General features: G+C 53.4%; 14 protein-coding genes and 1 pseudogene. 5 read left to right on the top strand and 10 right to left on the bottom strand.

Annotated features, from left to right (window positions below; genetic code table 11):
• Window positions 1-30 precede the first annotated feature (30 nt).
• The 3 genes from nlpD to surE all read right to left on the bottom strand — a co-directional run bounded on the left by nlpD (window position 31) and on the right by surE (window position 2,723).
• The gene (gene nlpD, locus ACSOSI_RS03890) at window positions 31-1,017 is read right to left on the bottom strand and encodes a murein hydrolase activator NlpD (protein WP_012005279.1); all 987 of its coding nucleotides are present in this window, start codon (window positions 1,015-1,017) and stop codon (window positions 31-33) included.
• A 324-nt stretch (window positions 1,018-1,341) separates the two neighbouring features.
• Window positions 1,342-1,968, bottom strand: coding sequence for a protein-L-isoaspartate(D-aspartate) O-methyltransferase (locus ACSOSI_RS03885; protein ID WP_012005278.1), 627 nt, complete (start codon window positions 1,966-1,968; stop codon window positions 1,342-1,344).
• Window positions 1,962-2,723: a 5'/3'-nucleotidase SurE gene (gene surE, locus ACSOSI_RS03880; protein ID WP_012005277.1), complete on the bottom strand. Its 762-nt coding sequence runs from the start codon at window positions 2,721-2,723 to the stop codon at window positions 1,962-1,964. Before surE ends, ACSOSI_RS03885 begins: the two co-directional genes overlap by 7 nt.
• Before the next feature lie 279 nt (window positions 2,724-3,002).
• Here surE and ACSOSI_RS03875 point away from each other — a divergent pair, with 279 nt between their 5' ends.
• Together ACSOSI_RS03875 and ACSOSI_RS03870 are read left to right on the top strand one after the other, a co-directional pair.
• Entirely contained in the window at window positions 3,003-4,109 is a 1,107-nt protein-coding gene (locus ACSOSI_RS03875) for an acyltransferase family protein (RefSeq protein ID WP_329907336.1), read from the top strand.
• Window positions 4,110-4,226: 117 nt separating this feature from the next.
• Window positions 4,227-5,383: pseudogene (locus tag ACSOSI_RS03870) on the top strand (IS4 family transposase).
• Window positions 5,384-5,573: 190 nt separating this feature from the next.
• Here the strand turns inward: ACSOSI_RS03870 and truD are convergent.
• Genes truD through ftsB form a run of 4 tightly spaced genes read right to left on the bottom strand, consistent with a single transcriptional unit; the run spans window position 5,574 to window position 8,140 of the window.
• A complete protein-coding gene (gene truD / locus ACSOSI_RS03865; RefSeq protein WP_476706574.1) occupies window positions 5,574-6,620 on the bottom strand; it encodes a tRNA pseudouridine(13) synthase TruD in 1,047 nt (348 codons plus the stop codon).
• Window positions 6,621-6,624: 4 nt separating this feature from the next.
• Window positions 6,625-7,098: a 2-C-methyl-D-erythritol 2,4-cyclodiphosphate synthase gene (ispF, locus tag ACSOSI_RS03860; protein WP_012005275.1), complete on the bottom strand. Its 474-nt coding sequence runs from the start codon at window positions 7,096-7,098 to the stop codon at window positions 6,625-6,627.
• A gap of 10 nt (window positions 7,099-7,108) precedes the next feature.
• On the bottom strand, window positions 7,109-7,816 hold the full coding sequence (gene ispD, locus ACSOSI_RS03855) for a 2-C-methyl-D-erythritol 4-phosphate cytidylyltransferase (protein ID WP_012005274.1): 708 nt from the start codon (window positions 7,814-7,816) through the stop codon (window positions 7,109-7,111).
• 3 nt (window positions 7,817-7,819) lie between these two features.
• Window positions 7,820-8,140: a cell division protein FtsB gene (ftsB, locus tag ACSOSI_RS03850; protein WP_012005273.1), complete on the bottom strand. Its 321-nt coding sequence runs from the start codon at window positions 8,138-8,140 to the stop codon at window positions 7,820-7,822.
• 406 nt (window positions 8,141-8,546) lie between these two features.
• On the opposite strand from ftsB, the gene ACSOSI_RS03845 reads away from it, so the two are divergent.
• The 3 genes from ACSOSI_RS03845 to ACSOSI_RS03835 all read left to right on the top strand — a co-directional run bounded on the left by ACSOSI_RS03845 (window position 8,547) and on the right by ACSOSI_RS03835 (window position 10,859).
• On the top strand, window positions 8,547-9,317 hold the full coding sequence (locus ACSOSI_RS03845) for a basic amino acid ABC transporter substrate-binding protein (protein ID WP_012005272.1): 771 nt from the start codon (window positions 8,547-8,549) through the stop codon (window positions 9,315-9,317).
• Window positions 9,318-9,433: 116 nt separating this feature from the next.
• Window positions 9,434-10,153: an amino acid ABC transporter permease gene (locus ACSOSI_RS03840; RefSeq protein WP_049767937.1), complete on the top strand. Its 720-nt coding sequence runs from the start codon at window positions 9,434-9,436 to the stop codon at window positions 10,151-10,153.
• A complete protein-coding gene (locus ACSOSI_RS03835; RefSeq protein ID WP_476706573.1) occupies window positions 10,137-10,859 on the top strand; it encodes an amino acid ABC transporter ATP-binding protein in 723 nt (240 codons plus the stop codon). The genes ACSOSI_RS03840 and ACSOSI_RS03835 overlap by 17 nt, the downstream gene beginning before the upstream one ends.
• A 52-nt stretch (window positions 10,860-10,911) precedes the next feature.
• Here ACSOSI_RS03835 and ACSOSI_RS03830 read toward each other — a convergent pair whose 3' ends face one another.
• From ACSOSI_RS03830 to cysN, 3 genes are all read right to left on the bottom strand, one after another.
• Window positions 10,912-11,229: a DUF3561 family protein gene (locus ACSOSI_RS03830; RefSeq protein ID WP_012005269.1), complete on the bottom strand. Its 318-nt coding sequence runs from the start codon at window positions 11,227-11,229 to the stop codon at window positions 10,912-10,914.
• An 85-nt stretch (window positions 11,230-11,314) separates the two neighbouring features.
• Window positions 11,315-11,944 carry an adenylyl-sulfate kinase gene (cysC, locus tag ACSOSI_RS03825; RefSeq protein ID WP_476706572.1) on the bottom strand — a complete coding sequence of 210 codons (630 nt, stop codon included), beginning with the start codon at window positions 11,942-11,944 and terminating at the stop codon, window positions 11,315-11,317.
• Window position 11,945: 1 nt separating this feature from the next.
• Complete coding sequence (gene cysN / locus ACSOSI_RS03820; protein ID WP_261409062.1) at window positions 11,946-13,391, bottom strand: sulfate adenylyltransferase subunit CysN; 1,446 nt, start codon at window positions 13,389-13,391, stop codon at window positions 11,946-11,948.
• Window positions 13,392-13,393 lie beyond the last annotated feature (2 nt).

Genomic DNA, 13,393 nt, shown 5'->3' with positions numbered 1-13,393 from the left:
GCGAGCAGAATACAGCGTATTCTGCCCAATCTATCGCTGCGGAAGATAACGCAGCGGGTTTACGGATTTCCCCTTGTAACGAATTTCAAAATGCAAACGTACTGAACTGGTTCCGGTGCTACCCATGGTGGCTATTTTTTGACCCGCCTTCACTTCTTGTTGTTCCCGGACCAGCATTGTGTCGTTGTGAGCGTAGGCGCTCAGGTAATCATCATTGTGTTTGATGATGATTAGATTACCGTAACCCCGTAAAGCGTTGCCTGCGTACACTACACGACCATCGGCGGTAGCGAAGATAGGCTGCCCACGAGTCCCGGCGATATCGACACCTTTATTCCCACCTTCTGATGAGGAAAAGTTATCAATAATCTTACCGTCAGTCGGCCATCTCCAGGTACTTACTGGGGCGCTGTTGCTGACGGTGCTGCTCACTGGGGGAGCAACGACCGGTGCGGTAACAGGGGCTGTTGCGGTAGTTGCCGCCACTGCGCCTGCTGCAGGTAACATCTTACCTACATTCTGTTTACCCGAATTATCAGAATACGCGTTAGTTGATGGAGAATCAACCGTTGCAGTTTGTATCTGAGAGGTCGATGGTGGCTTAGGAACACCGCCGCTGGTCGCGTCTGTTGCCGCCAGCATACCGCCGTTTCCGTTGGCAGAACCATTACCAAGCTGAATGCTTTGGCCCACATTCAGGCTGTATGGCTCAGGGATATTGTTGCGCTGGGCCAGGTCACGGTAATCGTTTCCGGTGATCCAGGCGATGTAAAACAGCGTGTCTCCGCGCTTAACCGTGTAAGTATTGCCGCTGTAGCTCCCTTTGGGGATCGAAGTGTAACTGCGGTTGTAAACAATGTGCCCTTCAGCGTTAGCCTGCGCTCCAGCGTTGCTGGATGCGGCGGCTCCGCCACCGTCTACGCTACTAATAGGGGCCGATGTCGATTCAGTGTTCGTACAACCTGCCAACCACAAACTTACCATCGTACACACCGCAACCCGGCGTAATGTAATCATTGGGCTTCCCGTGCTCATGCTTCCCCCATGACAGCAATATCAGCGATATATCCAAATACCCTTTACATGGTAGCTGAGCTTTTAACATTCTCTCGATTTCTACCCTGAAAGGTGCCCACGGCCGATCCCTGAATGTCAGGAAATCTCATACCGGAGCCTCAAAACAGCGCGCCAATGCTAACCACATTAGCGCTGCTGCACCATAAGACAACTACGCAGAAAGGCAATTGTATTGAAAATTAGTTTTATTGAAACGTTAAAACATTAACCGGAGGTGATGAAAGTGCAACAGATTTCGTTTCCTGTCGAAAATTCAGACAATCGCTAGGCCAGTTCACCCTTCACCAGGGGAACAAAACGCACCGCTTCGACGGTATCGATAACAAACTCGCTTCCCTGTCGCCGAATGTACTTCAGAGTTTGGGCCTGCTCACCGACAGGTAACACCAGAATGCCACCGTCGTCCAACTGCTCCATCAGCGCCGGAGGGATCTCCGGCGGCGCTGCTGTGACAATGATGGCATCAAACGGCCCTCGCGATGCCCAACCCTGCCAGCCATCGCCATGACGAGTGGAAACATTGTGAAGATCGAGTTGTTTCAGCCGCCGCTTGGCCTGCCATTGCAGCCCCTTAATACGTTCAACGGAACAAACATGCTGTACCAGATGCGCCAGGATAGCGGTTTGATAGCCAGAACCGGTGCCGATCTCCAATACTCTAGAGGTTGGCGTCAGATTCAGCAGTTCGGTCATGCGTGCAACCATATAAGGTTGAGAGATAGTTTGGCCGGAGCCAATAGGTAACGCCGTATTCTCATAAGCCTTGTGTTCAAGTGCCTCATCAACAAAGCGTTCACGCGGCACTGCTTCGATCGCCTGTAGCAACCGTTCGTCCCGGATCCCCTGTTGACGCAGCTGCGTCAGCAATGTTTGCATACGCTTGTTCACCATTCCCCGCCAACCCCTGCTTTGGTTAACCACGTTTTTACCACGTCCTGGGCTGCATAAGCGGTTAAATCCACCTGCAGTGGCGTGATGGCCACATAACCCTGTTCTACCGCAGCGAAATCCGTGTCCGGCCCGGCATCAAACTTATCACCAGGCGGCCCAATCCAATAGAGATTTTGCCCGCGCGGATCTTGTTGGCAGAACACTTTGTCAGCCGGATGGCGACTACCGCAGCGGGTCACACGAATGCCCTTAATCTGGTCCAGCGGCAAATCCGGCACGTTGATATTCAGAATTTTACCGGTGCGTAACGGTTCGCGCTGTAACGCACGCAGCACCCGGCAGGTGATCGCCGCGGCGGTCGCATAATGCTGATGGCCGTTCAACGACACGGCCAGCGCAGGCAATCCCAAATGACGCCCTTCCATAGCAGCCGCTACGGTGCCGGAATAGATAACGTCATCGCCCAGATTGGGGCCCGCATTGATGCCGGAAACCACGATATCCGGCGCAGGCTGCATCAGGGCATTCACTCCCAGATACACGCAGTCTGTCGGCGTTCCCTGCTGTACGGCGATATCTCCATTGGGCATCGTCAGGGTGCGCAATGGAGATTCCAGCGTCAGCGCATTGGAAGAACCACTGCGGTTACGATCGGGTGCCACAACTTGCACTTCGGCGAACTCTCTCAATGCCGCCGCCAGCACCTGGATGCCCGGGGCGGTCACGCCGTCGTCATTACTCAGCAATATCCGCATAAAAGATTGTCTTCTTTTTTATCTCTCAATCAGAACGCCTTTAACGCGGCCTGGTATTTAAATACTCGAAATCAACGCCCAAAAGGAGGGACTTAACCAGCAGATATTATGTTTACTCCCCCCGACATGTCCAGTCACCAAGGGAAAAGACAGCTTACACCCAAGACCCGATGCAGCAGATAGGACCTGAAGATCATCACACAATCCTTACGAAAATCTGACAATATGGAGAAGCTTTAGTAAGATCGCGACTCACTGATTACAAGGTTTACCCCCTCAATGCCAACAACAAGACTAAAATATTTGGATGGTTTACGCGGTATATTTGCATTGACCGTAGCGTTAAGCCATTTTTTTGGCAGCCAATATGGCTGGCATGACTACCCATTCCAAAATGCATATATTTCCGTTGATTTCTTTTTTATTCTCTCGGGTTTTGTACTGTCTCACGTTTACGGCCAAGCCTTATCCTCAGGCTTGATGAGCGATAGGAAATTTATCTTTTATCGCTTCGCACGTATGTACCCGTTGCACATTGTCACTATGGTCGTCGTGGGTATCATTTACCTGTTGACGCAACGCACGTTTCCCTTTGACGAGCCGTTTTTTTCTGGCATCGCCAATATATTCCTTCTGCAAGATATGGGTTTTGTCAGCAACTGGAGCTGGAATGACCCTAGTTGGTCAATATCTGCCGAGTTTTGGGTTTCTGTTTTTTTAGTTCCATGGTGTATTCGTCGAGTTAAAACCAACCAACTGTTATTTATAGCTTTAATGTGCTACACCGTTTTATATACATCCTTTGGCTCGCTGATGGTCGCTCATGAAATGATGTATGGCATCGTCACTTCAGGCTTTGTCAGATGCATCGCTGGCGTCACGTTGGGGATCGCGGTTTGCCGTATGGTTCAGGGTATGGGGCAGACAGGACTCAACTATATGCAGAAATCTATTATTGGCTGCCTTGACATGATTCTTTTCGCAGCCGTGGTGTACTTGGTTTATCAAAAAACGCCGATTGGAAAACTCAGCTTCTTACCGATCCCTCTAATTGCATTGCTGATTTTAAGTCTGGCTACACTGAATTCATGGTTTAATAAAATTATCGGCAGTCGAATTCCAGGCTGGCTTGGTGATATCAGCTATTCTGTTTATCTGATACACACCCCCATTATTCTGGTTATGGGGTCTGTGCTCGTACCACTTAACTTACCCTTCGCAGCAAAATTCACCGTCTTTATCACATTGACACTAGTGCTTTCACATCTTACTCATCGTTTCTTTGAGAAACCCTGTTACGAATGGCTAAAAAAACGCTTTTCCGGACAGGTACAGTCCGATAAGAACGAGTTAAAAACTGAAAAAAAGTTTGTCACTCAGCGCTAAAACATTCGAAAAAAAACCTGCTTATGCATAACACCGATCGGTTAAGCAAAATGATCGGTTGAACGATCCGGTGGGTAGACGACAATAGCCTCATCAATTCTCTGATGGGGCTTTTTTATGCTTTCAACCTGGCTTGACGATACCCAGACCTGGGCTGAACCCGCTTCACTTTCCTGTTTTCAGCGTGCCATTCCCCTTGAGTGGATTTCTCAGGTTCTTGATTCCACGAATAAAGCCAGTATCCGTAAACGTAAACTCCCCGCAGAACTCGTGGTCTGGCTGATTGTGGGCATGGGCCTGTACCGCAACCGCTCCATCACAGACGTTGTGACAAAACTCGACCTCGTCCTGAGTTCGCAGGAAGGTGAGACTCTCGCTGCCAGTTCCATTGCCCAGGCACGCCAGCGGTTGAGCGATGAACCGCTTCGGGAGCTCTTCACCCTGACGGCCAGCCACTGGACTCAACAGGAAGATAAGGATGACCTCTGGCACGGACTGCGGCTGTTCGCCGTTGATGGCACGCTTTTTCGCACACCCGATACGCCCGAACTTGCAGACTATTTTGAGTACATAAAGCATCGTCCGGACAGACACACTGAGTACCCGATGGTCAGGCTGTGCGCCATGATGTCACTGCGCAGCCGGTTGATCCATGACGTGAAATTTGGTCCGGCAAATACCGGCGAAGTCAGTTACGCGAAGCAGTTATCGCCGCAGGCGAAAAGCCTGACGCTGTTTGACCGCTGCTATTTATCCGCAGAGTTACTGATTAACTGGCAACGCAGACAGAACGATGTGCACTGGCTGGTTCCCCTGAAGGGAAACACGAAATACCCTGTAGTGGAAACGTTCGGAGAAGGAGACCTCGGGTGGAGATGCAGGTCTCACCGCAAGCCCGAAAACAGGACTGCTCGCTGCCTGAATACTGGCAGGCCCGGCTAATAGAATGTAAAGATGAATCAGGCAATTACAAAGGTTTTATCAGCTCTTTGACCGAGCCGGAGCGGTATCCGGCAGACTCGCTGCGTTATGTATATCAGGAGCGGTGGAGCATAGAAAATGGCTACGGGGAGCTGAAACAGTTCCAGCTGAGTACAGCGACGTTGCTGCGCAGCCAGAAAGTGAGCGGTATTTATCAGGAAATCTGGGGTCTGTTGACGGCCTATAATCTGATCAGAATGGAGATGAGTCAGATAGCACGGGAAGCAAAAGTGCCGCCACTGCGGATAAGCTTCGTGATGGCGATGAGACTGATCCAGGATGAACTCATCTAGTGTTCATTGGGTAAACCAGGGACGATCCCGACGAAGCTGAAGAAAATGCGGGAGAATGTGAAGCAATTTATCCTGCCAGAAAAGAGAAAACGGCCCAAAAAGAGGACCGTTCGAATCTCAAAAACCCAGTATCCCGTTCACTCAAAACATCTTAAGTGAACGGTGTTATGCATAAGCAGGTTTTTAATTATTACTCACTAATATCCGCATCACTACTGTCCTGCCGCATAATTTCGCGCACCACGCTGGTGGCGAAACTGCCGGCCGGCAGCCAAAAACGCAGTTCAACGGTGGCATCATCCCACCATTCCCACTGCATGTTTTTTGGCTGTAACAGCAACGCACGGCGGGCCGGATCAACACGCTCACGCTTTAAAAGCGCCATCAGTTCCGGTTGCTCCAGCAAGCACTGCTGTTCAAAACTCAGTGCTTCACCGGCGGTGCCTGGTTCGCCGTCACCCGGCAAAGGGGCGGTAATCATCAGTTCGCCGGCATCCAGCCGCTGTTGCAGCGCTTCCAGCTCTTCCTGCTTGGCGACAAACCAACTGCCACGCCCACTGAGCTGTAAGGCATCGCCTTCCAGCACGGTATGTTGTTGCTGGTTGGCCAAGCGTCGGCTGGCAATCAAATTAAACAGCGCACTGCGGCTGGCGGAAAGATAAAAACTGCGCTTGCTGCGTTCTTTAACCCGGATCTCGTCATTCGCCCAACGGCGCGCCATCACCAGGTTATTGCCGCCGCGACCAAAGCGCTGGCTGCCAAAATAGTTTGGCACGCCGCCGGTTGCAATCGCCTGCAGCCGCGGTTCGACATCCTGACGGTCAGAAATATGCCGCAGCACCAGGGTGAAAGCATTGCCTTTTAGCGTGCCTATACGCATTTTGCGCAGGTGGCGGGCGCTGGCCAGCACTTCGCAGCCTTCCAGTGAAAACTGAGTAAAATCAGGTGTCTCTTTGCCCGGCAGATGCAGGCAGAACCATTGTTCGGTCACCGCATGGCGATCTTTCAGACCCGCGTAACTGACAGAACGGGCGTGAATCCCGGCAAAGCGCGCCAAATAATCGGCGACAAACTGAGTGTTACAGCCGTTCTTGCGGATGTTCACCAGCACATGTTCGCCTTCGCCGTCCGGCTCAAAGCCCAGGTCTTCCACCACCACAAAATCTTCCGGGTTGGCTTTCAACACGCCGGTGCTCTGTGGCTGGCCATGCAGCCAGGTCAGGTTAGCCATATCCATGCGTTTATTCCTTGATCAACAAGGCGACCGCTTCACAGGCAATGCCCTCGCCGCGCCCGGTGAAACCGAGCTGTTCGGTGGTGGTGGCCTTAACGTTGACGTCGTCCATATGGCACTGCAGATCTTCCGCCAGGAATACGCGCATTTGCGGGATATGCGGCGCCATTTTAGGGGCCTGGGCAATAATGGTGATATCCAGATTCCCCAGACGATAGCCTTTAGCGCGGATGCGTTTCCAGGCCTCACGCAGCAGAACGCGGCTGTCGGCCCCTTTGAATGCCGGGTCGGTATCCGGGAACAGCTTGCCGATATCCCCTAACGCCGCCGCCCCCAACAGAGCATCGGTCGCCGCATGCAGCGCCACGTCACCGTCGGAATGAGCCAGCAAACCTTTTTCATAAGGGATACGAACACCACCGATCACCAGCGGCCCTTCGCCACCAAATTTATGTACGTCAAAACCGTGACCGATACGCATGATGCGCTCCTTAATTGTCCAACTGAGTTAAGTAAAAGGCCGCCAGCGCCAAATCTTCCGGGCGCGTGACTTTAATATTGTCCGAGCGTCCACTGACCAGCAGCGGATGATAGCCACAATGCTCCAGGGCAGAAGCCTCATCGGTGACCGTCGCACCGTCATCCATCGCTCGCTGCAGGCAGAGCTTGAGCAACGCCAGCGGGAACAGTTGCGGAGTTAACGCATGCCACAGATCCTGGCGTTCAACGGTGTGGGAGATAGTACTGCGACCAGGTTCGGCACGCTTCATGGTATCACGCACCGGCGCGGCCAAAATGCCCCCTACCTCGCTGTGTTCGGTGATCGCCAGCAGGCGTTCCAGATCTTCGGCATGCAGGCAGGGCCTTGCCGCGTCGTGTACCAGCACCCATTTTGCCTCGCCGGCCAGCTGCAACCCGGCCATCACCGAATCGGCGCGTTGCTGACCGCCGACGGTGACCCGCACGCGGGGATCTTTGGCAATCGGTAACTGGTGGAACTGCTGGTCATCGGGACCGATCGCCACAATCACCTGCGGAATACGCGGATGGCGCAATAGCGCATGGATCGCGTGCTCGAGAATGGTTTGGTGGCCGATGGTTAAATACTGCTTCGGGCAATCCGCCTGCATACGGCTGCCGATACCGGCAGCGGGCAGGACGGCAATCACCGGTGGAAAGGTTCCTGCGGAGTGATTCATGCGTTACTTTTGTAGGTTATTTTGCGAGGAGGACGCCGCGTTGCGTCTGGATTGGTCAGGAACCAGACGATAGAAAGTCTCACCGGGCTTGATCATGCTCAGTTCATTGCGCGCACGCTCTTCGATCGCTTCCTGACCGCCGTTCAAATCGTCGATTTCGGCGAACAGCTGATCGTTACGCGCTTTCAATTTAGCATTGCTGCCCTGCTGGACCGCAACGTCATCATTGACCCGCACGTAATCGTGAACACCATTTTTGCCCAGCCACAGTGAATACTGTAACCAACCGAGCAATGCCAGCAATAACAGCGTAAGTTTTCCCATCTCCGCCCCCTGAAAAACCGCCTAATCATCCCACAACTTTTCGTTGGACTCCACACTGGGAACGGCATTTCACCGCCAAATTCAGAGTAGGATGAGAATTTCTTGAGTTTATAACCTAAATTCGCGCCGAAAGCGGCAAAAAAAAGCACTTTCACCCGATAACTCACCGATCGACAGCTTCACATTCCCTCACTCAATGTTTATATCGGTTATGCAGCAAGAAAAACTGGCTGCACCGCCGTTTCGCCAACGCTTCCGCCAATCGCAATGGAAAAGTGCATATTTATCACCATTAAAAATCACACCATCAGGTAGGAGTTGTATTTTTATTCATTGAAGGTTATTTTTATGCACACATAGTGCATAAATAAATCCAATGAATAACTTTTAATTATCGGGGATCGTGATGTTAAAACGCATAATTCTGATTGGCGCCTGCCTGGCTGCCACCCTGTCGGCTTCTGCTCTGGCGGCAGAACCCACTTACGTCGTCGGCTCCGGCGGCACCTATCGTCCGTTCGAATTCGAAAACAGCAGCAAACAGCTGGAAGGCTTTGATATTGATATCATCAAGGCCGTCGCCAAGGCCGAAGGCTTCCAGGTCAAGCTGGTAAATACACCGTGGGAAGGCATCTTTGCCACGCTGAACTCCGGCGATCGCGACATCATTATTTCCGGCATCACCATCACCGACAAACGCAAGCAAATGGTTGATTTCTCTGCCCCTTATTTCCCGGCGGAGCAGACCATCGTGGTTCCCAAAGACTCTCAAGTGAACTCTATTGCCGCGCTGAAAGCGCTGAAAGTTGGCGTGGTGAACTCCAGCACCGGCGACATCGTGGTATCCGACGTGCTGGGTAAAAACAGCACCGCCATCAAACGTTTCGACAATACCCCGCTGCTGCTGCAGGAGTTGTACGAAGACGGCATCGGCGCAGCCGTAGGCGACGTTGGCGTAGCCAAGTTCTACATAAAAACCCACCCGGAAAAAGAGTTCAAATTGGTGTCAGACGCCAAATTCGAACGTCAGTATTTCGGCATTGCTGTTGCCAAAGGCAACGATGAACTACGCGGTAAAATCAACGCCGGCCTGAAGAAAATCATCGCCGACGGCACCTACGCCAAAATTTACCAGACCTGGTTTGACAGCAACGTTCCGACACTGCCTGCCGAATAAGCCTTAAGTGACCGGAGCTCGCACGAGCTCCGGAGCAACACTATCGTGAGAACACCGAGAAGGAACACCCATTGAATTTCCGTTGGGAGATTATCCAGGAATATGCCCCGTTGTTTATGGAAGGCGCCTGGATGACCATCAAATGCACCATTATCTGCGTGATACTGGGCACCACCTGGGGGCTGCTCCTGGGGTTAGGCCGTCTGGCGCAAGCGCCGCATGGCATCTGGAAACCAATACTGCATTACGGCGTACAGTGGCCGGTGCGCATTTATATCAGCGCCTTCCGCGGTACGCCGCTGTTCGTGCAGATCATGGTGGTGCACTTCGCCCTGGTGCCGCTGTTTATTAACCCGCGTGACGGCCTGCTGGTCACCAACGGCCTGATGAGCAGTGATTTCGCCCGTGCATTGCGCTCCGACTATGGCGCATTTCTCTCCTGTGTGGTGGCGATTACGCTTAACGCAGGTGCCTACGTCTCGGAAATTTTCCGCGCCGGTATTCAGTCAATCGATCGCGGCCAGATGGAAGCTTCGCGCTCGCTGGGCATGGGGTACGGCAAAACCATGCGCAAAGTGATCCTGCCGCAGGCATTCCGTCGCATGCTGCCACCGCTGGGCAATAACGCCATTGCCATCGTCAAGGATTCCTCACTGGCCTCCGCCATCGGTCTGGCCGATTTGGCCTATGCCGCCCGGACGGTTTCCGGCGCTTATGCCACCTATTGGGAGCCTTACCTGACCATTTCGCTGGTCTATTGGGTCCTCACCTTCCTGCTTTCGCTGATGGTGCAACACATGGAAAAGAGGTTCGGGAAAAGTGATTCGCGTACATAACCTGCAAAAACAATTCGGCGAAAGCCACGTACTGCGTGGTATCTCCTGCGAGATCGCGGCCAACGAAGTGGTCTGCGTCATTGGTCCGTCCGGTTCCGGCAAAAGTACCTTTCTGCGCTGTATCAACGCGCTGGAGACTCTTTCCGGCGGCGAAGTCCTGGTCAACGGTTTCGCCATCCACAGCCAGAAAACCGATCTCAATAAAATGCGTGAAAGCGTGGGGATGGTGTTTCAGCGCTTTAACCTGTTCCCGCATATGACGGTGCTGGAGAACATCATTATGGCGCCGATGGGGGTGAAAAAGCTTTCGCGTGCCGACGCCATCCTGCGTGCAGAAACGCTGTTACGCAAGGTGGGTCTGTTGGACAAGATAGACGCCTATCCCAGCAGCCTGTCCGGCGGCCAACAACAACGGGTGGCCATTGCCCGGGCGCTGGCGATGGAGCCAAAAATCATGTTGTTCGACGAACCCACCTCAGCACTTGATCCCGAGTTGGTCGGCGAAGTGCTGGCGGTGATGAAGTCATTGGCACACGAAGGTATGACCATGGTGGTGGTAACCCACGAGATGGGCTTTGCCCGTGAAGTGGCCGATCGGGTGTTGTTTATCGATCAGGGGATCATTCAGGAAGAAGGCACACCGCAGCAGATTTTCAGCAATCCGACCAACCCGCGCACTCAGGCTTTTCTAAGCAAAGTTTTGTAACCTTCGGCACGGCTTTGCAATGCTTCGGGCGCAGGCAACTGCGCCCACTCTCTCACCAACCGGTGAGAAAACTGAATACCAGCCAGAACAGACACAGCACGATAGCGCCGGTCAGCAGCAGCGTCAGGATCAGGCGACCGCGCAACAGCATGCTGAGCGTGATGCCAATCAGCACCGATACCGGCATCAGGGCCAGGAAGAACGGCCAGGTGTAGAGCAGGAAGAATAGCGTGTTGGAACCGTAGACCACAAAAGGCACCGCGAACGCCAGCCAGTAGAAAACAAAGCCGCAGACGCCGCCCAGGAAAGAATAAGAGGGTTCCTCTTTCTCCTGGTTTGAGTCAATCAAGATAGGCGAGACATTTTGCATAGTGATCCCTGGTTATTCGGCACGCTCTCCGGCGGGCTTAGCGTAAAAAGCGTATGGCGCAAAAACGCCACACGCTTTTCTGAATTCAGGGTTTGATAATAGCCCGACCACGCAGCACGTCTAACAATTGCGCAATCAAATTTGTTACCAATTGTTGGCCATCAAGGTGAGTATCCGGCCGTTGCGGAGCCTCGTAAACCGAGTCAATTCCGGTGAAATTACGCAGTTCCCCGGCCCGGGCTTTTTTGTACAACCCCTTCGGATCGCGCTGCTCACAAATCGCCAGTGGCGTGTCGACAAACACCTCGATAAAGCGCTCTTCATCAAGCAGTTCGCGCACCATCTGCCGTTCTGTGCGGTGCGGTGAAATAAACGCGGTCAGCACCACCAGCCCGGCATCTACCATCAGTTTGGACACTTCACCCACGCGGCGAATATTCTCGCGCCGATCGTCATCTGAGAATCCCAGATCGCGGCACAGGCCGTGACGCACATTATCGCCATCCAGCAAATAGGTGCTGACGCCAAGGGCGTGCAGCGCCTGCTCCAGCGCACCGGCAACGGTGGATTTACCCGAGCCGGACAGCCCGGTAAACCACAGCACCACGCCTTTATGGCCATTACGGGCTTCGCGATCCGCACGCGCTACCGCATGCGGATGCCAGACCACGTTGTCATCATCCGGCCCGGTGGGTCGTTGCTCTACGTCGGCCACGTTACTTGCCCCCGATCAGGTCGCGTGCGCCCCAATGCGGGAAGTGTTTACGCACCAGGGCATTCAGTTCCAGCTCGAATGCGCTGAAGTCACCAGTGGCTGCCTGAGCGTCCTGCAAGGTTTCGCGGATCAGCCCGGCACCAACCGTGACATTGCTCAGGCGGTCGATAAAGATAAATCCGCCGGTGTCATGATTACGCTGATAGCTGTCCAGCACCAGCGGTTCGTCGAAGGTCAGTTCCACCAGGCCAATGCCGTTCAGCGGCAAGGTATCCGCCTGATGCTGAGCCAGCGAGTTGATTTCTACCTGGTGGCGAATACCTTCCACTCGTGCGCGAGTCTTTTTGCCAGCGACCTTGATGTCGTAGCTCTGCCCCGGTAACAGCGGCTTCTCGGCCATCCACACCACGTCCACCAGCGCGCTTTGCGCCGCCTGCAGAGTTTCCCCGGCATCAACCAGCAAATCGCCGCGGCTGATATCCACTTCATCCTTCAGCACCAGGGTGATCGCTTCACCCGGTACCGCTTCCTGCAAATCACCATCAAAGGTGACAATACGTGCAACGGTGGATTCCACACCGGAAGGCAATACCTTCACGCGCTGGCCCACACGTACGACACCGGCCGACAGGGTGCCCGCATAGCCACGAAAATCCAGGTTCGGACGGTTAACATATTGCACCGGGAAGCGCAGCGGTTGCGTTTCACGCTCGCTGACAACATCCACGCTTTCCAATACCTGCAACAACGTAGGGCCGTTGTACCAAGGCATATGAGTGCTTTCGCCAGCCACGTTATCGCCGTCCAGTGCCGACAGCGGGACAAACTTGATATCCAGATCCTTTGGCAACTGCTGAGCGAAGGTCAGATAATCCTGCTTGAACTGCTCAAATACCGACTCTTGGTAATCCACCAGATCCATCTTGTTGACCGCCACCACCAAATGGCGAATGCCCAGCAACGTAGCGATAAAACTGTGTCTGCGGGTTTGATCCAGCACCCCTTTACGCGCGTCAATCAGCAAAATTGCCAGATCGCAGGTGGAGGCACCGGTCGCCATATTGCGGGTGTACTGCTCATGCCCAGGGGTATCGGCGATAATAAATTTGCGCTTTTCAGTTGAGAAATAGCGATAGGCCACGTCAATGGTGATGCCCTGCTCGCGCTCGGCCTGCAGGCCGTCGACCAGCAATGCCAGATCGAGCTTTTCGCCCTGGGTACCGATACGCTTGCTGTCACTGTGCAGCGTGGACAGCTGATCTTCGTAGATCTGGCGGGTATCGTGCAGCAGACGACCGATCAGGGTACTTTTACCGTCGTCGACGCTGCCGCAGGTCAGGAACCGTAACAGACTCTTATGTTGCTGCGCGTGCAGGTAAGACTCGACTCCGCCCTGTTCAGCGATTTGTTGGGCAATTGCCTGGTTTTGCGAAACTATAGTGTTCATCC

The sequence above is a fragment of the Serratia sp. AR11 genome (genome assembly GCF_056376275.1).
Note: the sequence above shows the minus strand (reverse complement) of the source record. Positions and strands in the feature narration are given on the sequence as shown.

Excerpts from the sequence above, each read along its gene's own strand:
- nlpD (WP_012005279.1), bottom strand. The coding sequence starts at position 1,017 with ATGATTACATTACGCCGGGTTGCGGTGTGTACGATGGTAAGTTTGTGG.
- ACSOSI_RS03875 (WP_329907336.1), top strand. The coding sequence starts at position 3,003 with ATGCCAACAACAAGACTAAAATATTTGGATGGTTTACGCGGTATATTT.
- ACSOSI_RS03830 (WP_012005269.1), bottom strand. The coding sequence starts at position 11,229 with ATGCAAAATGTCTCGCCTATCTTGATTGACTCAAACCAGGAGAAAGAG.
- ACSOSI_RS03885 (WP_012005278.1), bottom strand. The coding sequence starts at position 1,968 with ATGGTGAACAAGCGTATGCAAACATTGCTGACGCAGCTGCGTCAACAG.
- surE (WP_012005277.1), bottom strand. The coding sequence starts at position 2,723 with ATGCGGATATTGCTGAGTAATGACGACGGCGTGACCGCCCCGGGCATC.
- truD (WP_476706574.1), bottom strand. The coding sequence starts at position 6,620 with ATGGATATGGCTAACCTGACCTGGCTGCATGGCCAGCCACAGAGCACC.
- ACSOSI_RS03845 (WP_012005272.1), top strand. The coding sequence starts at position 8,547 with ATGTTAAAACGCATAATTCTGATTGGCGCCTGCCTGGCTGCCACCCTG.
- cysN (WP_261409062.1), bottom strand. The coding sequence starts at position 13,391 with ATGAACACTATAGTTTCGCAAAACCAGGCAATTGCCCAACAAATCGCT.
- ispF (WP_012005275.1), bottom strand. The coding sequence starts at position 7,098 with ATGCGTATCGGTCACGGTTTTGACGTACATAAATTTGGTGGCGAAGGG.
- ispD (WP_012005274.1), bottom strand. The coding sequence starts at position 7,816 with ATGAATCACTCCGCAGGAACCTTTCCACCGGTGATTGCCGTCCTGCCC.
- ftsB (WP_012005273.1), bottom strand. The coding sequence starts at position 8,140 with ATGGGAAAACTTACGCTGTTATTGCTGGCATTGCTCGGTTGGTTACAG.
- ACSOSI_RS03840 (WP_049767937.1), top strand. The coding sequence starts at position 9,434 with ATGGAAGGCGCCTGGATGACCATCAAATGCACCATTATCTGCGTGATA.